The 18,926-nt window shown below is 38.6% G+C and carries 17 protein-coding genes; all 17 read right to left on the bottom strand.

What is annotated here, in order from left to right:
- Position 1: 1 nt before the first annotated feature.
- The gene (locus AWM68_RS15265) at positions 2 to 769 is read right to left on the bottom strand and encodes a basic amino acid ABC transporter substrate-binding protein (protein WP_066244116.1); all 768 of its coding nucleotides are present in this window, start codon (positions 767 to 769) and stop codon (positions 2 to 4) included.
- A gap of 273 nt (positions 770 to 1,042) precedes the next feature.
- Positions 1,043 to 2,149, bottom strand: a complete 1,107-nt coding sequence (mqnC, locus tag AWM68_RS15270; protein ID WP_066243638.1) for a cyclic dehypoxanthinyl futalosine synthase — start codon at positions 2,147 to 2,149, stop codon at positions 1,043 to 1,045.
- Positions 2,150 to 2,645: 496 nt separating this feature from the next.
- Entirely contained in the window at positions 2,646 to 3,590 is a 945-nt protein-coding gene (gene dnaI / locus AWM68_RS15275; RefSeq protein ID WP_066243641.1) for a primosomal protein DnaI, read from the bottom strand.
- Between the two features lie 13 nt (positions 3,591 to 3,603).
- Positions 3,604 to 4,986 (bottom strand): replication initiation and membrane attachment family protein, encoded by a 1,383-nt coding sequence (locus AWM68_RS15280; protein ID WP_066243643.1) that lies wholly within the window; start codon positions 4,984 to 4,986, stop codon positions 3,604 to 3,606.
- Positions 4,987 to 5,113: 127 nt separating this feature from the next.
- Positions 5,114 to 5,575: a transcriptional regulator NrdR gene (gene nrdR / locus AWM68_RS15285; RefSeq protein ID WP_066243645.1), complete on the bottom strand. Its 462-nt coding sequence runs from the start codon at positions 5,573 to 5,575 to the stop codon at positions 5,114 to 5,116.
- 72 nt (positions 5,576 to 5,647) lie between these two features.
- Entirely contained in the window at positions 5,648 to 6,043 is a 396-nt protein-coding gene (locus AWM68_RS15290) for a hypothetical protein (protein ID WP_066243648.1), read from the bottom strand.
- Positions 6,044 to 6,147: 104 nt separating this feature from the next.
- Complete coding sequence (gene speD / locus AWM68_RS15295) at positions 6,148 to 6,531, bottom strand: adenosylmethionine decarboxylase (protein ID WP_066243650.1); 384 nt, start codon at positions 6,529 to 6,531, stop codon at positions 6,148 to 6,150.
- 353 nt (positions 6,532 to 6,884) lie between these two features.
- The gene (locus tag AWM68_RS15300) at positions 6,885 to 7,925 is read right to left on the bottom strand and encodes a glyceraldehyde-3-phosphate dehydrogenase (protein ID WP_066243652.1); all 1,041 of its coding nucleotides are present in this window, start codon (positions 7,923 to 7,925) and stop codon (positions 6,885 to 6,887) included.
- 141 nt (positions 7,926 to 8,066) lie between these two features.
- Positions 8,067 to 8,663, bottom strand: coding sequence for a dephospho-CoA kinase (coaE, locus tag AWM68_RS15305; protein ID WP_066243655.1), 597 nt, complete (start codon positions 8,661 to 8,663; stop codon positions 8,067 to 8,069).
- 14 nt (positions 8,664 to 8,677) lie between these two features.
- Positions 8,678 to 9,319, bottom strand: a complete 642-nt coding sequence (gene ytaF / locus AWM68_RS15310; protein ID WP_066243659.1) for a sporulation membrane protein YtaF — start codon at positions 9,317 to 9,319, stop codon at positions 8,678 to 8,680.
- A 60-nt stretch (positions 9,320 to 9,379) separates the two neighbouring features.
- Positions 9,380 to 10,201, bottom strand: coding sequence for a DNA-formamidopyrimidine glycosylase (mutM, locus tag AWM68_RS15315; protein WP_066243662.1), 822 nt, complete (start codon positions 10,199 to 10,201; stop codon positions 9,380 to 9,382).
- A gap of 62 nt (positions 10,202 to 10,263) precedes the next feature.
- Positions 10,264 to 12,906, bottom strand: a complete 2,643-nt coding sequence (gene polA, locus AWM68_RS15320) for a DNA polymerase I (protein ID WP_066243665.1) — start codon at positions 12,904 to 12,906, stop codon at positions 10,264 to 10,266.
- Positions 12,907 to 13,146: 240 nt separating this feature from the next.
- Entirely contained in the window at positions 13,147 to 14,877 is a 1,731-nt protein-coding gene (pnpS, locus tag AWM68_RS15325; RefSeq protein WP_066243668.1) for a two-component system histidine kinase PnpS, read from the bottom strand.
- Complete coding sequence (locus tag AWM68_RS15330) at positions 14,877 to 15,584, bottom strand: response regulator transcription factor (protein ID WP_066243670.1); 708 nt, start codon at positions 15,582 to 15,584, stop codon at positions 14,877 to 14,879. Before AWM68_RS15330 ends, pnpS begins: the two co-directional genes overlap by 1 nt.
- A gap of 456 nt (positions 15,585 to 16,040) precedes the next feature.
- Positions 16,041 to 16,517, bottom strand: coding sequence for a MaoC family dehydratase (locus AWM68_RS15335; protein ID WP_066243672.1), 477 nt, complete (start codon positions 16,515 to 16,517; stop codon positions 16,041 to 16,043).
- Between the two features lie 89 nt (positions 16,518 to 16,606).
- A complete protein-coding gene (gene mdh / locus AWM68_RS15340; RefSeq protein ID WP_066243674.1) occupies positions 16,607 to 17,545 on the bottom strand; it encodes a malate dehydrogenase in 939 nt (312 codons plus the stop codon).
- Between the two features lie 83 nt (positions 17,546 to 17,628).
- Entirely contained in the window at positions 17,629 to 18,897 is a 1,269-nt protein-coding gene (gene icd / locus AWM68_RS15345) for an NADP-dependent isocitrate dehydrogenase (protein WP_066243677.1), read from the bottom strand.
- Positions 18,898 to 18,926 lie beyond the last annotated feature (29 nt).

Consider the following 18,926-nt stretch of genomic DNA (forward strand, 5'->3'; position numbering starts at 1 on the left):
TTTATTGTTTTAGTACATCTACATTCGGCTCTTCACCAAACCATTTTTTATAGATTTCGGTGTACTTTCCATCATCAATGACTTTTTTCAACGCTTTGTTGATCTCGTCTTGATGTTCCCCGCCTTTCGGGAAGATGATTCCGTAGAATTCACTTTCAAAACTATCTTTATCACTGATCGTCACCAGTTTTTTATCAGGGTTATTCTTTTCATATTCCTGAACAACTGCATTATCCGCAACAACCGCTTCTACTTCTCCGTTCAATAATGCTTGGATAGCCAACGTATTGTTATCAAACTTTTTGATGTTCTCATTTTTCCCAAACATTTTTTCTAGAGCTTCTTGACCCGTTGTCCCATTTTGAACACTTACTTTCTTTCCTTCAAGGTCTTTTGCACTCTTAATGGAAGTACCTTCTTTTGCTAGAATCATGTTTACTGATTCAAAGTACGGTGAAGAAAAATCGTACGTTTTCTTCCTTTTATCATTGATGGTGATGGCTGAAATACCTGCAGATACTTCCTCATTTTTTAACGCTATAAAGAGAGGCTCCCACCCTGTGTTCTTAATTTCGTATTCCAATCCCGCTTCTTTCATTACAGCATCAAGTAAATCTACATCAAATCCGACAATCTTGTCTCCATCCAAGGATTCAAAAGGGGCGTATGCCGCATCCGTTCCAATCGTTAACTTATCACCTGAAGATGAACAGGCTACCAGGAAAGCAGCAGATAAACCGATGAGTCCCATTTTTAATTTTCGTTTCATGTTCATTAATTTGTTTCCCCCTTTTATTCTAAATATTCTTATATTATACACAAAATTTAAAATATAAGGAAAATTAAATATATTTAGTGTAAAACTTTCAAAGTCTTCATCGTAAAAGAACAGCCAAACAAAAAAGACCCCCTTTAGGAGTCTTTAAATAACATTTATATTCTGCAAATCTCGATCCTTATGAAAATACCGTTTTGTCAAAAGTCATACCGTTTTCAGTTCATAAAAAAACACCCGACACGAAATCATGTCAGGTGTTCTCAATTAGTTTTGCATAACAAAATCTTTTTCTGCTTTTTCTTCATCTTCAAAAACACGAAGCGTTTCATATTTCGTATTTCGCTGTGCAGGAATCTTTCCTGCTTCACGAATTAAGCGAAGTGTTAAGTTGGTGTTTACTTTATGTGTTGTTCCAGCTGCTGAAACAACATTCTCTTCCATCATCGTGCTGCCAAAATCGTTGCAGCCATAATGAAGCGACTTTTTCCCCACTTCAGGGCCCATTGTTACCCAAGAAGATTGGAAGTTTGGAATGTTATCTAAGAAGATACGAGAGATGGCAACGTTTTTCAAATACTCTCTTGGAGTCGTCTTCTCGGCCTTCATATTTGTATTATCTGGTTGGAACGTCCATGAAATAAATGCAAGGAAGCAATCTGCTTCATCCTGTGCATCGCGAACTCTTTTTAAATGAAGAGCTCTTTCTTCAAACGTTTCTCCGAATCCAATTACCATGGTCGCAGTAGAATGAAGCCCTACTTTTTTAGCCGTTTTCATACACTCGATCCACTCGGTCCAAGAACCTTTTAATCTGCTTATCTTCTTACGTGTACGATCATCCAAGATCTCCGCTCCACCGCCTGGCAGCGAGTCAAGACCCGCTTCTTTTAGTTCACGAAGCACCTCTTCAAGAGAAAGTCCTGATACTTCAACCATCTTCCACACTTCAGCTGGCGAAAAAGAATGCATCGTAATATCAAATCGCTTCTTTATTTCACGCAATAAGTCGGTATAATAGCTAAAAGGCAGATTCGGATTTGTTCCGCCTTGCATTAAGATTTCTGTACCGCCAACATCAACAGTTTCCTGTATTTTTTGGAAGATTACTTCATCATCCAATACATACCCTTCTTCACTTCCTGGTGCTCTGTAGAAAGCACAGAACCTGCAATATGTATCACAAAAGTTTGTATAGTTTACGTTGCGACCTATCACAAAAGTGGTAATCGGCTCTGGGTGCCACCTTTTCATAATAATGTCCGCAACTTCACCCATTCGTTCTACTTCATCACTTTCATAAAGTTTAACGGCGTCTTCTACCGATAAACGTTCGCCATCTAAAGCTTTTTGTAAAATAGATTCTATACTCATCGGTAACCTCCGAATACAATTTCTTAAGATTTCATCTGTTCTTATCCTATCATATTTTAGCAGAAGAGACAGCTTTGGGTTTTAAAGTTAGCGCTTTTTTAAAAGAGTGGTGCTTCTTAGAACAGTGTGAATCTTACTCCCATTGGCATTTTGATTGAAGCGTAAGGATGCGAGACTCTCGGCTAGGACAGGCGGGCAGTCCGAAAAGTGGAAGTGGCTCGTTCAGCCCCGACAAGCAAAAGGTGTATGGGCGTGGAAGGCGCACTTTGCCTTTTAGACCATTTAGCTTTTGACCTCGAGGGGCTAGCCACTGCAACTAGACAGGTGAGACACTTAAGAGTGAAACGTACGAATGTGGCTCACCGTCTGCCCCGCGGAAAGCGAGCATCCTGAAGTGAAATCAACCACTTTCAAGAGCACCAAAGTTTCAAAAACAGCCTTTTAGAAAGATGAAACATAAAAAAAGCTTCTGCCCTAAAAAGAGCAGAAACCGATATTAAAAGTCTTCTCTAAAATTTTTATTGCCCCCCATGAATACAGGAGAGCTTAAATGTTTAATGCGCTCCATAATTCTGAGAGCCTTCACTTCATCGAGGCCGCCTTTTTGCGAATAAGATAGGTGCTGCTGAAGCATGTCATAGTCACAATTGGATGTATACAAAGTTGGCAGCTTCTCCATCATTCGATATTGAAGGATAACTCCAATGATCTCATCTCTAACCCAGTTGGTCATATTTTCGGCACCAATATCGTCCAACATTAATACAGGAACTGTTTTTAAAAGGTCCATTTTCGAATCAAAACTGCCATCAGAAAGTGAAGATTTCATCTCTCGCAGAAACTCCGGTGTATGAATGATTAAAGAATGAATTCCTTTTTCAGCTAACCCATTTGCAATGGCACCCAGCAAATACGTTTTACCCACACCAAACTTTCCATAAAAATAAATGCCCTTTACCTGTTGGCCCGTACCTGCCATTTGGACAAACTCATACGCTTTTGAGATCGCATTCCGTCTTGTTTCATCGATACTATGTTTATACAAACGATCAAACCTGGCTTCTAAAATCTCTTTAGGAATAAAATAGCTTTTTATCAAAGACGTCATCGTCTTTTTCTGTTCATCATGAATTTTCAACTCGCACGGTTTGTACCTAAGTTCTACGGTTTGTCTGACTTTTGTCAGTTCCGATCGGTACCCTTGCATAAGGTTAGGACATTTGTCTAAACCAGGGCAATTGCGGCAGGCATGTTGTTCGTTCTGAAAGGTATAAAAACTGGACAATAATTTTTCTGCGTGGACATCTGATATGTCAGGGTTTTCTCTTAAAAAACGCATGACACCCGGATCAGATAGAACTTGATGTTTCATTTGCTCATATCTCTCTTGAAACTTATCAAAACCCGGCATGTGTTTAACAGATTCCTTTATAGATTCCATGTTGTTCCCCCCTTTATTTCGAACTATTTAACAAGCTCTCTAGCCATTTGCGATTTTCATCTTCTGTAGAACTTGCACTCGTTTCATCAGGCAGGCTCGTAGGCGTATCTTGTTTTAGCCAGTCTGGTACTGTTACGTTTGGTTTTTTGTTATCTCTATACGATTTAGAATTCGACTTTTTATCTTGCCATTCTTTATATTTTCGTTTTTCATCACGAGCAAGCGTCATAGCTTCTGTTACAGTTTGCGCTTTTTTACGAGCCCAATGTGATGCGATCCGTTCAATCAGTCCTTTTGCAAGTTTCATGTCATTCTCACATAACACATAATCCAAAAGAACATTTGTAACACCCGGTGATAAGTTTTGATCGAGCATACAATAAGCAACTAGTTTTAAATCAACTTCCGAAGGTGTCGCACCCGAATAGTCTTCCAAAAGACGATAGGGTGACACTTCTTCAAAGTATTTAATGAGCTCTTCTTCCTTTGTTTGCGGCTGCATCCCATGCAGCGCCTTTAAGGGAACAGGTTGTGTTTTTAAAGCCAAAACTGGAAGCCCTTCTTCATGTTCAAAACGGTACCACTTTTGAATTTCTCTCCTTAAATTTTCCGCAGAGATTTCACCTGTTGAGTAATATACGTTTTGGATCTGCTTACTCATATCCATTGGCTGAAGTTGGTAGATATAAGCCAGTTTATAGATCGCTTCCTTCAATTTAGGAGTAAGAACCTCTTTCGGTACAATGAAAGCAGAAATCTGGTTCACCATCGCCTCAAAATCAAAAGTTGACTCTCCTAGTACAACTTTCCCATGAATTCCTTTTTCATGTAAAGCGGCATCTTCTGGAAGCACATTTTCGGATATCTCGGCATAACTTTTTGAAGACATCTCAGAAGGATGCAGAGATGTAAACACATCGCTAAATGAAGCTGTTACATCTTTAAACTCCGATACATCCAATTGAGGAATATAGAATGATTCTCTTACTTCCGTAAATTTCGCTTTTCCTAGTCGATTGAAAAGATAAATGCTTAAAAACCCATCTGTAAAAAAAGCATTCGGAGATAGAGGCTGTTGAAGCTCGTATATATATTCCCTTGCGCTCTCTCCATCCTTCTTATATGTTTTAAGCAGTCCGATCGCTTCTAATTTCTTTCTGCCGGATAAAATATCTTTTAATGAGAATTGAGTTACGTTCATAAGGTGCTGGTGTTTTTGTGTCTGCCGATTCATGTTTGCTTCAATCCACAATGTCATGTATAAACTGTGTGCAAAAGCACCAATCAACGGCTGATAAAGCATGGTGAGAACTTTGTGGTCTACTTCATGCAATACACCCTTGCACTGGACGGAATACGCATCCACGGGCACGACTTCCTGAAAATGTACCGTCATCGTTTTCACCCTTTTTATAGATTTAAGTTACAAAGCCGACGGATCGTTTTATCGTCGGCCAAGATTACTGTTTCTGTTTATAAGATAAAGGAAACAAAAAGAGCGTTACAGCAGTATTCCAGACGCTTTAACGCTCCTCTTTTTTAATGAGTTCCTTAAGTTCCTGAATAAAAACGTTAATATCTTTGAATTGACGATAAACCGATGCGAATCTTACGTAAGCAACTTCATCCGTTACAGATAAGTGTTCCATTACCTGTTCACCAACAGCGGTACTTGAGATTTCAGATGCGCCTGAGTTTCGCAATTCTTTTTCTATGCTATCTACTATATTTTCAAGTGTTTCCAAGGGGACAGGTCTCTTTTCGCATGCTTTAATAAGCCCTCGAAGAATCTTTTCGCGGCTGAACTCTTCACGTTCTCCGCCTTTTTTAACAATGATAAGCGGTGTTTGTTCTACCGTTTCAAATGTAGTAAATCTATAGCTGCAAGATTCACATTCCCTTCTGCGGCGAATGGACCTTCCGCTATGTACTGGTCTTGAATCAAGCACTTTTGTTCCGTTGTGCTGGCAAGTAGGACACCTCATTGTAATCATCCCCAAAAAATTTTCTATTCTATATCTATCTTAAAGAAAAGGGAGGAATGTGACAAGCTATTCCTACAATTTTTCAGCCATTGACGTGCCAATAAACGTAAGCTTTTGTTTTAACATTTCATAAATACTCGTGATCAGTCTCTGATTATTGCCAAAATTAAAAGGAAGAGCAGATTCTGTTGAAACATTCAGGTCTACAGCTGTTCGATTCGGCTTCACCGTTACAACACTTACAACAACAAACGCACTTTTTGGCTGTCTTACCTCAAACGTCACCTCTCCCCTTTCTTCTGAAAATCCAAGCTCCTGAAAATTGGTATCCTCATCTAAGATTTGTTTAAGGACTTTCATTACTTCATTCTTATTAGCTTTAAAGTAATGTGTTTTCAGCCTTTCGTCCACATGTTGTTCACTCGTTTCCGCATGGTTTTCCATAAGGTTTTGAAGTTTTCTAAACATAGCAGTCCTCCAAAGCAACATAATTTGTATCGTATTATTCCCTATTTTGAGTGAAATAAAAAAGAGGTGTGAAATCTCACACCTCACTTACATTCTGTTTTTAATTATTGAGCAGTAACTTTTGATTTGGCAACGGAAACTGGACCCATTCCACGAGGAACTTCCAAGTTTTCACGCTTCTTAGCGCCTAGTGCTTCTGAAATATAATCAGCAGCTACGTTAGGATCAATTCGATCTCCACACGTATAAACATCAATACTTGCATAACCATGCTCAGGAAAACTGTGAATAGTTAGATGAGATTCAGAAATAATAACAACCCCACTTACACCATGTGGAGCAAATTTATGAAAAGCAACCTCACGAATCTCTGCACCTGCTTTCAATGCAGCATCAACGAATGTCTCTTCGATAAATTTCATGTCATTTAATTTTTCAGAATCACAACCCCATAACTCAGCAATTACGTGTCTTCCCATTGTATCCATTAGCATAGTCCCCCTTTTAAAAATAATCATGCCTTCAAGCATGCGGTATTGAACATCTACCACGGGGGCAAGTTAGTCCAAAGAGGTCCTAACCCTTTAAGTAGCATTCAATGCCATTGTTTGCTTTATTTGAAGTTCACGAATCATAGTATACTTCTTTTAAAATTGATTTGCAATAAGTATAAGTAATTTTTTTTGAAGCAATTTTAGAAATAGATTCTTTAATCAGATTTTTTCTGGGTTAAAATCTAACATCTGCTATACATCGCACGCTTTCTTTTTAACAAGACAAAAAAGCCGGAGACAATATCCCCGGCCCTTCTCTATCATTTACTTTTTTTCAATTACTATTTTTATGATACTGAAACATTCTTTTCTTGAACAACCGTATTTAGTGCTAGGCTAACACGCTTTGCAAGATCTACCACACGGCAAGAATATCCCCACTCATTATCATACCAAGCAAGAACTTTAACCTTATTCCCATCCATCACCATAGTCGACAAACCGTCTACGATTGAAGAGTTTTCATTTCCATTATAATCGATCGAAACTAAAGGAAGATCGCTGTACCCAAGGATACCTTGCATAGACCCTTCAGCAGCTGACTGAAACGCATGATTTACTTGTTCTTTTGATACTGGCGTCTTGAGTTCCACAACAACATCTACTAAAGAAACATTTGGAGTAGGAACACGAAGTGCCATACCATTTAGCTTCCCTTCTAAATGGGGAAGAACTTTCGCGATCGCTTTTGCTGCTCCAGTTGATGTTGGAATAATGGATGTTCCGCATGCACGAGCACGTCTTAAATCTTTATGTGGATTATCAATATTCTTTTGGTCATTTGTATAAGCATGAACCGTTGTCATCATACCAGATTGAACACCAAACTGATCATCAAGCACTTTAATTACTGGTGCTAAACAGTTTGTTGTACAAGATGCATTAGAAATAATGTGGTGTTCTGAAGAAATGTAATCGCTGTCATTTACACCCATAACAATCGTAATGTCTTCATTTTTTCCTGGTGCAGTAATGATGACTTTCTTTGCTCCTGCTTCTATATGAAGGCCTGCCGATTCTTTAGAAACGAATTTGCCTGTAGCTTCAATAACAATATCAATACCTAATGTTTCCCAAGGTAATTCGCGAGGATCACGGGAATTAACTAATAGAACTTTTTTTCCGTTAACAAAAAGGGCATCTTCCCCAGCGATTACGTCACCAGGATACGTTCCGTGTATAGAATCGTATTTAACCATGTGAGCAAGTGTTTCTGCTGGATAGCTGGCATTAACAGCTACAACCTCGAATTCATCGTTCTCCATCATTTTACGGAAGACCATTCTTCCAATTCTCCCCAAGCCATTAATTGCAATTTTTGCTTTCATGAAGCTGCTCCTTCCAATGTGTTATACTCTTTATGGTATCTATCTGTGATTAGTATATCATAATTAACCTCAAAAAGAACATACATTTATTTAAAATAGGCTAAAAAGGGGCTTAAATATTAAAAAACAGACCTTTTAAAATCATGGTCTGTTTCTTGTATCATATAGAAGCTCTAAAATTTTACTCTCTAACTCTGTAAGAGATCCGTTATTCTCAATTACTATGTCTGCTAGTATCTTTTTTTCGTCGATTGGCATTTGTGACTGAATTCTAGATAATGCTTGCTGTTCAGTAAAGTCGTCTCTCAACATAAGACGCTCTAACTGTATTTCAGGTTTTGCATATACGAGCCAGGTTCGATCCACCATGTGCGTAAGTTTACTCTCAAATAAGAGAGGAATATCCATTACGACTCGAGATTCACCTGATTTGAGATAGGATTCAGCTTGGAGCCGCATCTCTTTTCGAACAGCAGGATGAACAATATCGTTTAGCACGTTTCTTTGCACGCTATCATTAAAAATGATTTCTCCTAATCGTGCTCGATTTATAGTCTTGTCTTCACACAAGATATCTGCGCCAAAACTAGCGACAATTTTCGCATAAGCTTCTTTTCCTGGCATAACAACTTCCCTGGAAATAATGTCAGCGTCTACTACAGGGATGCCTTGATTCCTTAAAATCTGACTGACAGTTGATTTCCCTGTTGCAATACCTCCTGTTAATCCGATTATCAATAGTTTTCCTCCTGCTACATTTTTAGTAGTCCCATTACAATCAATAATACACCTGGAAGAATGGATAAACCCTTCATCCAATTCGTTTTATTAAAAAAATATAAACCTAGTGCCATACCACCCCATAAAAATAATGCACTCATCACAGCAATCGTAAACGTTGTTAGAAACGGTGATAAATCAATGAGTGCGGCCCCGATCCCTGCTCCAAAAGCATCAAGCGATAATGCTATTCCTAGCAGTACAGCTTCCAAGCCTGTTATCGAACCAGACTTATCAATATCAGCCATCACTGGTTTTTTCAGAATGTGTATGACGATACCTAAAGACTTAATTTCAAAAAGCACAATATTCTTAGGTTCTTTCTCAATGCCATCCATGTTCTCTTTCTCTGGTAAAAAAACCTGCCATAGAGAGTAAATTCCGATTCCTAAAAGAATTACGCCTCCCAATATCTCACCTGTTTTTGGCGAAATAAATTGTTCTAACGTAATACCGAGCAGCATTGATAGCAAAAAGGTAACAGCTGAACAAATTGCAATGATCATTATAGAGCGAAAAGGAATTTTAATGGATTTCATTCCATACGTTAATCCGGCTCCAAAACTGTCCAGGCTGACGGCTAGTGCCAGTAAAACAAATGAGTAAGCCACCATGTTCCTGTACTCCTTTCAGTTAACGGTAAACGTAGTATATGAAAGGAGCAGTAAAATGGTTTATCGTTGACAAGACCTACAAATGTGAGTTCCTCTTCCGGCTACAACTAATCGTTCGATCTCAGTACCACATATACGGCACGCCTCATTCTTCCTGCCGTATACAAATAATCTCAGCTGAAATCCTCCTGTTTCACCCATCGCATTCGTGTATGAACGTATGGAACTTCCACCGTGTTTAACCGATTCAGATAATATATCCGTTATTGCTATTTTTAATTTCTTTAACCGATGAAGTGATAATTCATTTGCTGGCGTCTCAGGATGTATCCCAGCTTGAAACAATACTTCATCCACATAAATATTCCCTAAACCAGCTAAAAGCGTCTGATCTAAGAGCACTGCTTTTATATTTCGTTTTCTGTTAGAAAATAACTTTTTCATGAGAGCTGCTGTTAAGGAGTCTGATAGCGGTTCTATTCCTAACGTCTTCAACGGTGCATGGCTTTCTTCTGTCCCTTTCGGATACAAGTGCATCGTACCAAACTTTCTTACATCACGATATCGAAGCTCTGTTCCATCCGTAAATTCAAAGACCACGTGTGTGTGCTTATCAGTAAGCCCATCCGTTTCAAACAAACCATATTTTCCCTCCATTCGGAGATGGGAAACTAAAGAATCTTCACTTAGATGGAATATTAAAAATTTCCCTCTTCGGTATACTTTTTCAAAGGTTTGTCCTTTAAGCTTCATTACAAATTCTTCTGTACCAGGATGTTTGATAATGTTATCCCAATAAATCTTTACATCTCTGATTACTTTGCCAGGCAAAAATTGATTCAGGGTATTTTTTACGTTTTCTACTTCAGGTAACTCAGGCATCTATCCCACCACCTTTTATTAAGAAAAACAGCACCCCACCTTAATGAGGATGCTGTTTATTATTATTTTGCTTCAAACCAGGAATCTCCCCAGTTCACATCTACCTTTAATGGGACATCAAGCTCAACTGCCTGTTCCATAACTTCACAAACAATTTGTTCTAGCTTTTGTAATTCATTTTCAGGTACTTCAAAAATAAGTTCATCGTGAACGGTTAAGAGCATCTTCGCTTCTAGGTTTTCTTTACTTAAACGCTCATCCATATCGACCATCGCTTTTTTAATAATATCTGCTGCTGTTCCCTGGATCGGAGTGTTCATGGCAGTGCGCTCTGCAAAACTGCGAAGATTAAAGTTTCTGCTGTTTATTTCCGGTAGGTATCGACGTCTATGAAGCAGAGTCGAAACGTAGCCGCTTTGCTTAGCTTCAGTAACGCTATCCTTCATGTATTGCTGTACACCTGGAAAACTCTCTAAGTAAGACGAGATAAATTCGCCTGCTTCTTTCCTTGTGATCCCTAAGCTTTGAGATAATCCATAATCACTAATTCCATAAACAATCCCAAAGTTAACGGCCTTTGCATGGCGTCTCATTTCGGATGTTACTTCGTCTTCTCTAACACCAAAAACGTCCATGGCTGTTTTCGTATGAACATCCATCTCCTTTTTGAAAGCTTCCATCAAGTTTTCATCTTGAGAGATGTGCGCCAGTACACGAAGTTCAATTTGTGAGTAATCTGCTGCAAGAATCTTCCATCCAGGTTCAGAAGCGACAAAGGCATGTCTGATCTTTCTGCCTGCCTCTAATCGAATCGGGATATTTTGCAAGTTTGGATCGATTGAACTGAGTCTCCCTGTCTGAGCAAGTACTTGGTTGAAGCGCGTATGAATTTTCCCTGTATCATCTTTCACAACTTTTAATAGACCTTCAATGTAAGTTGATCTTAACTTACCAAGCTGACGATAGATTAGAATCTTGTTAATAATTTCATGCTTTCCTTCTAATTTTTCAAGCACATCAACTGAAGTAGAGTAACCCGTCTTGGTCTTTTTAACTGGAGGAAGATTCAATTTCTCAAATAGAATTTCACCAAGCTGTTTTGGTGAATTTATATTAAATGAAACACCCGCAAGTTCATGAATTTCTTTTTCTAACAACGTTAACTGCTGATCTAAATCAGTACCCATTTTTTGGAGTGTATCTGCTTTAACTTTCACACCGAATTCTTCCATTTTTGCTAGAACGAGCGCGAGAGGCATTTCCAAATGATAGAAAAGATCGCTCTGCTCGTTCTCTTTTAACTTATCATCAAGAATTTCACTCAATTGAAGAATCGTATGTGCTTTTCTGCAAAGATGCTCAGCTAAAACACCTTCATCTTCCGGCAGCTTTTTCTTAGCACCTTTTCCGTACACAGCTTCATTCACATCTACATTTGACTTGCCATACTGCTTAGCAACATCTGCAACTTCATCTAATGTTTCTGCAGGATTAAGCAGGTATGAAGCGAGCTGAATATCAAATTCAATTCCATTTAACGCTATGCCTTGCCCATGTAGTGCAACATGCGCTCTTTTAGCATCAAACATTACTTTTTTTTGTTTGTCATCTTGCAGCCAATTTTTGAATTCATCGGACTCATCAGCAAGAGTGGCAGAGATGTAATATGTCCCGCTTTCATTACTTAGAGCAAAACCATGAATTTTCGCTTTATGATAATCTTCTGTAAGTGTCTCTACAACGAGAGCAGAAGGACTTATTAATTGGTCAGGCTCTATTTTCGAGACCGTCTGAAAGCTAAGATCTTCTTTTTCCTCATCTAGTTGTACTTCTTCTTCACCACCTAATCGTTCAAGCAGCGAGTTAAAACCTAGCTCTTTAAAGAGAGGAAACACTGAAGTTGTTTCATAGCCATCGTAGTTTGTATCTTCTAAACCGATCTCAACAGGAGCTTCCTTTGTAATCGTAGCAAGCTCTTTACTCATTAAGGCTTGTTCCTTATTTTCTGATAACCGCTCTTTAAGTTTCGCTCCTGAGATCTCATCAATTGAATTTAATACCTTTTCAATCGTTCCGTATTGTTTAATGAGCTTGATAGCGGTCTTCTCTCCAACACCAGGAACACCTGGAATATTGTCTGATGGATCTCCCATCAAACCTTTCATATCAATGATCTGATCTGGCGTAATACCATATCGCTCATTTACTTGCTCAACTGTATACGCTTCTACCTCTGTTATTCCTTTTCTCGTTAAAACAACTTCGACATCCTCCGTTACTAGCTGAAGCAAGTCTTTATCTCCAGTAAACACTTTGACATCCCATTCGCCATCTGCTGCATGAGAGGCAAGTGTTCCGATAATATCATCTGCTTCATAGTTCTCAAGTTCATAACGCCTAATTTTAAATGCATCTAATAGCTGCCTGATAAAAGGAAATTGTTCAGATAGTTCTGGTGGCGTTTTCTGACGCCCTCCTTTGTATTCACCGAACGTCTTGTGGCGAAACGTCGTTTTGCCAGCATCAAAAGCAACAAGAATATGTGTAGGCTTTTCATCTTCTAGTATCTTTAATAGCATTTGCGTAAACCCATACACAGCGTTTGTATAAACGCCTTTATCATTGTTTAAAAGGGGCAGAGCAAAAAAAGCTCGATAAGCAATACTGTTTCCATCAATAAGTACTAATTTATTTGTTTTTCCCAAGTCCGTTACCTCCTGAGGACAATTCTCTACATTCTATTGTATCATGACGGCTGACAGAAACAAAAAAGTAGAACATAAGAGGCAGCACTTAGGTTTTTTAATGAAGATTATGGAGTTAGGCCAATAAAAAAGGCGAGAATCACAAAGGATTCTCGCTAAGGGGGTACTGAAAAAGGATACTTTTATCATAAAGTCTGACTATTAATTAAAGAAAACAAGGGTGTAAAGGATTTGTAAATCTTAATTCTCTATCTTTTTAGGAAATAAAATAGTAAATAAAGATCCTTCACCAGGCTTACTTTGAACACTTATGGTTCCGTGATGAGCTTCTACAAGATGTTTAACAATAGCAAGACCAAGTCCAGTTCCACCGGAATTCCTGCTTCTTGCTTTATCTACTCGATAAAAACGCTCAAAAATACGAGGGATTTCACTTTCTTTAATACCGATTCCAGTATCTTTGACCACTAGTTTTACATGCTCTTCAAGTTCTTCAACAATAACAGATACAGTCCCACCAACAGGCGTATACGTTAAGCTATTTGATACTAGATTGATGATGATCTGCTTCAGCCGCGGAGGATCTCCATCCATCGTTGTATCTCCTATTACGTCAACTGAAAGTGAAATCTCTTTCTTTTCTGCCTTTGGAAGTAAAATCTCTACCGTTTCATTCACTAAGGATTCTAGATTAATCGGATGTGCATCGATTTGAAAGCTCTGCTCACTCTTTGATAAATCAAGCAAGTCTTGAATCAGTGCTTGCAGTCTGTCGCTCTCATTTAGAATAATGGTTAGGAACTTATTTCGGAACTCTGCATTTTCTCCAGCGCCATCCAAAAGTGTTTCAGCAAACCCTTTTAAAGAGGTTATTGGTGTTTTGAGTTCATGAGATACATTGGCTACGAAATCTTTTCTTACCTGCTCTAGTTTTTTAAGCTCGGTGATATCATGAAAAACAAGTACTATTCCTTTCAATTTGCCTTTTGCATTCAATACTGGTGCACTATAAACATCAAAATGCTTTCTTTCAATATGAATCGGAATGACTGTGTTTTTCCTTACGTTTTTTTCTGTTAAATACGTTTCTTTAACAATATCTTTAATAGCAGCATGCGGAAATACTTCGTAAAACAGATGACCCGTCCAATAATCGGTATGTTCTTTAAATAGTTCTTTAAATGCTCTATTCACTAAATTAATATAGCCATTTGCATCGATTAGAATGAGTCCGCTGCCCATATTTTCAATTAACGTTATTAAGCGATCATGCTGTGCTTCCTGTGATTTTGTCATCTTTTCCAAATTACGAGCTAATACGTTTAATGAAAAGTTTAACTCCCCAATATCCTCACCAAAATACTCATATGTTCTTGCTTTAAAATTTCCTTTTGCAAGTTCTTTAGCAGTTTGGGTTGCCTCTTCAACAGGACGAACAATCTTATGAATCACTTTGATAGATACATAAAGAATGATGATAAAGCAGACTAGAAAACCAATTGACATCATGATCCATATTGATCTCTCATCAGACTCCGCGGAACCTTCTGGAATAGCAAACTGAATATACCCTGAGTCATCTTTCTTTTTTAGCGTATAATACAATTTGCCATTCTCGTTCTTTTGAACAAGATCCTGTCCTATGTCTTGAGTATCATTCGGATAAAAAGAAGACATGTTTCTTGGACTGTTTCCATCGGATGTATATTTTACATTCCAGTCCGAATCAAGTACATAAATTTCACCCTTTAAGTGTTTAGAGGCTGTTTTCAATAAATTAGTTATAATGGCACTTTGTTTCTCAGTCTCTAAAACTTTTTCGATCAAGCTTAATTCACCCGTATAGAATTCCATTCGTTTCTCTTTAACACTGTGATGAACGATGTTTCCCATAATGAGTGCTAAAAGAATAAAAACAAGTAAAATACCGAGTAAAAATAAAGTAAGTACCCGGTTTTTAAAGTCATGCATTATTGAGGCTCCTCTAATTTATAACCTAGTCCTCTAATCGTTTTGATATAGATAGGCTTACGGGTGTTGCTCTCAATCTTTTCACGAAGATGACTGATATGCACATCAACAATCCTCGTATCTCCTACAAAATCATAATTCCAAACCGCCGATAAAAGCTGCTCCCTTGAGAGTACGCGGCTTTTGTGTCGAGCTAGATAAACGAGCAGTTCAAATTCTTTTGGTGTAAGTTCAAGTGCTTTTTCTTTAAAGTAAGCTTCATAATTCTCAGGATAAATATCCACTTCACCGATTCTGAGATGTTCAACTTCTTCTTTTTGCTTATCAGAGTCAGCATTCACTGCAGTCCTGCGCAGTATTGCTTTCACTCTAGCTACTACTTCTCTTGGACTGAAAGGTTTAGTCATATAGTCGTCAGCACCTAGCTCAAGGCCTAAAACTTTATCAAACTCATCATCTTTAGCCGTTAGCATGAGAATAGGAATATTAAGTTTTCTTTGACGGAGCTCTTTACAAACTTCTATTCCATCCATTTCTGGCAGCATGAGATCTAGAATAATCAGATTGGGTCCTTCGCTTTCCGCCTTCTCTAATCCGCTCTTGCCATCCATTGCCGTTACTACTTGAAATCCTGCTTGTTCTAAGTTAAATTGCAACAATGTTGAGATCGAAATTTCATCTTCTACAACGAGTAACTTTTGGCTCATTCATATTCCCACCTTTTTACGACTTGTACAAATTTATCATACTATTTTTTTATTAGTGTGTACAAAAAACGCAAAATTTTCATATCGACTTTACATACCCTTAACATTTCCTTTACATTGATGTTCTATTTTATTCTAATTCTTAACTACTTTGTCGTGATTTAAGCCAAAATAAGCAATTGATGACTGACGGCAATCTACTACTTGATTTCCTATGCTCATACAAAAACCTTCTGAAGGCTTGTTTAATTGTGCACTTTTCTTCTTTGACAAGTTGATTGGAGTGGAAGGGCGAGACTCTAGGCTAGGACAGGCTGGCAGGTGAGACACTTAAAAGTGAAACGTTAAGAATGTGGCTCACCGCCTGCCCCGCGGAAAGCGAAGCACCTGAAACGGAAATCAACTCTTTCAAGGACATTTTATAAAACAAAAAAATAAACCTTTCAGATGAAAGGTTTAAAAATTCTCCATTGTATGAGATGTGATTGATTTTGGTGGATATGGCGGACATACTTGTAAACTGCTCTTTAGGACTTCAATGCCATCTTCATTTTTCGCTGCAGCTTTCATGTGTACAATATGATGTTCACGATCTACCTCTGTGATTTCAAATAGAAAAGTTAGCTTCGAATAATGATAGACAGGCTTAATAAAAGAAAATTGCGATTCTACGATAGAGCTTCCTGGACCCGGTAAATATTTTGACACAGCTGAAGTTACCATACCCATAAGCATGATCTGTGGTACGATCGGCTTTTTAAAAGGTGTAAGTGTCGCATAATCATGCTGTATATATAATGGGTTATTGTCATTGGTTAATCCTAAGTACAAGAGAAGATCTTTATCTTCAATCGTTTCTTGCATCTCTAGCTTTTCGCCTGCTTGGATTTCGCCTATTTTTCTACCTAGCTTTCGTTTTTTTCCAATCAGCATATTAGAACCCCCTTCAACATGGTAACGCTTTCATTACTTATAGGAGAAAAGATCCGAGCTATGCCCGAATCTTTCTTATTGTTAGATGCTTATGCCAATACTTTCATAACTGATTTCACAGACTCTGCAGATTGATCAAGAGCTGCTTTCTCTTCAGGTGTAAGCTCAATTTCGATAATTTCTTCCAGACCGTTACCGCCAAGGATAGTCGGAACTCCAAGGCAGATTCCTTCATAACCGTATTCACCTTCTAAGTAAGCGATTGAAGGAAGCACTCTGCGTTGGTCTTTAACGATCGCTTCGACCATCTCGACTAATGAAGCAGCTGGCGCATAATAAGCGGAACCGTTGCCTAAAAGATTGACAATTTCACCGCCGCCTTTACGTGTACGCTCAACAATAGCATCAAGTCGGTCTTTTGAGATTAATTTTTCAAGCGGAATTCCACCTGCATAGGAATAGCGTACTAAAGGAACCATATCGTCTCCGTGACCACCAAGAACAAAGCCCGTAACGTCTTTAACAGAAAGATTTAACTCCATAGCGACAAAAGTGCGGAAGCGAGCTGTATCTAGAATCCCAGATTGACCGATTACACGGCTCTTCGGAAAACCTGACTCTTTAAGAACTGTATAAGTCATAGCATCAACTGGGTTTGTTAAAACGATGATTGTACATTCCGGAGAATGTTTAACAATCTCCTTCGTTACACTCTTCATAATACCCGCATTCGTATTCACTAGGTCATCACGGCTCATTCCAGGCTTACGAGCGATACCAGCAGTAATAACGACTACATCAGAACCCGCTGTATCTGCATAATCACTCGTTCCTGTAATCGCAGCGTCAAAACCTTGAACAGGGCTCGCTTCCATCATATCTAGCGCTTTACCCTTCGTCGGGTTTTCCATCTGGGGAATATCAACTAATACGACGTCCCCAACTTCTTTTTGCCCTAAGATAAATGCCGTTGTTGCTCCGGTAAAACCTCCGCCAATAACTGAAATCTTTTTACGTTTGTTAGCCATGTCTTTCCCTCCAGAAACATGATAGAAACCGTTATAATTCCTTGTCTTTTGAAAAGACCCCTCGTGAAAGGGGCCAACAACGATTACATATTTTTGATTAGTTCGTCTGCAAACTCAGAACACTTCACTTCAGTTGCACCGTCCATAAGACGAGCAAAGTCATACGTTACAACTTTACTAGCAATCGTATTTTCCATTGAAGAAAGTACTAATTTAGCAGCTTCTCCCCAACCTAAATGCTCAAGCATTAATACGCCTGAAAGGATAACAGATGATGGGTTTACTTTATCAAGACCAGCATACTTTGGAGCTGTACCATGAGTTGCTTCAAAGATCGCATGTCCTGTTTCGTAGTTGATGTTTGCTCCTGGAGCAATACCGATACCACCAACTTGTGCAGCAAGTGCATCAGAAATGTAGTCACCGTTCAAGTTCATTGTTGCAACTACATCAAATTCAGCTGGACGAGTTAAAATTTGCTGTAAGAAAATATCAGCGATTGAATCTTTAACGATAATCTTTCCAGCAGCTTCAGCGTCAGCTTGAGCCTTGTCAGCAGCGTCTTTTCCGCTTTCTTCAGCAATGCGGTCATATTGAGCCCATGTGAATACTTTGTCGCCAAATTCAGCTTCTGCTAGCTCATAACCCCAGTTCTTGAAAGCACCTTCTGTATACTTCATGATGTTTCCTTTGTGAACAAGTGTTACACTCTTACGGCCTTCGTTGATTGCGTATTGAATCGCAGCACGTACGAGACGCTGCGTTCCTTCTGAAGAAACAGGTTTGATTCCGATACCTGAAGTTTCAGGGAAACGGATCTTGTTAACTCCCATTTCGTCTTGAAGGAATTGAATCAGTTTTTTCACTTCATCAGAACCGCTAGCATATTCGATACCAGCATAGATATCTTCTGTGTTTTCACGGAAAATAACCATGTTTGTATCTTCTGGGCGCTTTACTGGTGAAGGAACCCCTTTAAAGTATTGAACCGGACGCAAGCAAGTGAATAGGTCCAACTCTTGTCTTAATGCTACGTTTAAAGAACGAATTCCTCCTCCTACTGGAGTTGTTAAAGGTCCTTTAATCGCAATTATGTAATCGCGAATCACATCAAGTGTTTCTGAAGGCAGCCATTCACCAGTTTGGTTAAACGCTTTTTCTCCAGCAAGAACTTCTTTCCATACGATTTTTTTCTCACCGTTATATGCTTTTTCAACAGCAGCTTCTAATACACGTGAAGCAGCAGCCCAAATATCTGGTCCAGTACCGTCACCTTCAATAAAAGGGATAACCGGTTGATTTGGTACGTTCAATACACCATTATCGACTGTAATACGTTCTCCGTTAGACATTCTAAATTCCTCCTAATTCTTCGATTGCA

Origin of the sequence: Fictibacillus phosphorivorans, from assembly GCF_001619875.1 — a bacterium.
GTDB lineage: Bacteria > Bacillota > Bacilli > Bacillales > Fictibacillaceae > Fictibacillus > Fictibacillus phosphorivorans_B.

Excerpts from the sequence above, each read along its gene's own strand:
- AWM68_RS15265 (WP_066244116.1), bottom strand. The coding sequence starts at position 769 with ATGAAACGAAAATTAAAAATGGGACTCATCGGTTTATCTGCTGCTTTC.
- mqnC (WP_066243638.1), bottom strand. The coding sequence starts at position 2,149 with ATGAGTATAGAATCTATTTTACAAAAAGCTTTAGATGGCGAACGTTTA.
- dnaI (WP_066243641.1), bottom strand. The coding sequence starts at position 3,590 with ATGGAATCTATAAAGGAATCTGTTAAACACATGCCGGGTTTTGATAAG.
- AWM68_RS15280 (WP_066243643.1), bottom strand. The coding sequence starts at position 4,986 with ATGACGGTACATTTTCAGGAAGTCGTGCCCGTGGATGCGTATTCCGTC.
- nrdR (WP_066243645.1), bottom strand. The coding sequence starts at position 5,575 with ATGAGGTGTCCTACTTGCCAGCACAACGGAACAAAAGTGCTTGATTCA.
- AWM68_RS15290 (WP_066243648.1), bottom strand. The coding sequence starts at position 6,043 with ATGTTTAGAAAACTTCAAAACCTTATGGAAAACCATGCGGAAACGAGT.
- speD (WP_066243650.1), bottom strand. The coding sequence starts at position 6,531 with ATGGATACAATGGGAAGACACGTAATTGCTGAGTTATGGGGTTGTGAT.
- AWM68_RS15300 (WP_066243652.1), bottom strand. The coding sequence starts at position 7,925 with ATGAAAGCAAAAATTGCAATTAATGGCTTGGGGAGAATTGGAAGAATG.
- ytaF (WP_066243659.1), bottom strand. The coding sequence starts at position 9,319 with ATGGTGGCTTACTCATTTGTTTTACTGGCACTAGCCGTCAGCCTGGAC.
- mutM (WP_066243662.1), bottom strand. The coding sequence starts at position 10,201 with ATGCCTGAGTTACCTGAAGTAGAAAACGTAAAAAATACCCTGAATCAA.
- pnpS (WP_066243668.1), bottom strand. The coding sequence starts at position 14,877 with ATGCATGACTTTAAAAACCGGGTACTTACTTTATTTTTACTCGGTATT.
- AWM68_RS15330 (WP_066243670.1), bottom strand. The coding sequence starts at position 15,584 with ATGAGCCAAAAGTTACTCGTTGTAGAAGATGAAATTTCGATCTCAACA.
- AWM68_RS15335 (WP_066243672.1), bottom strand. The coding sequence starts at position 16,517 with ATGCTGATTGGAAAAAAACGAAAGCTAGGTAGAAAAATAGGCGAAATC.
- mdh (WP_066243674.1), bottom strand. The coding sequence starts at position 17,545 with ATGGCTAACAAACGTAAAAAGATTTCAGTTATTGGCGGAGGTTTTACC.
- icd (WP_066243677.1), bottom strand. The coding sequence starts at position 18,897 with ATGTCTAACGGAGAACGTATTACAGTCGATAATGGTGTATTGAACGTA.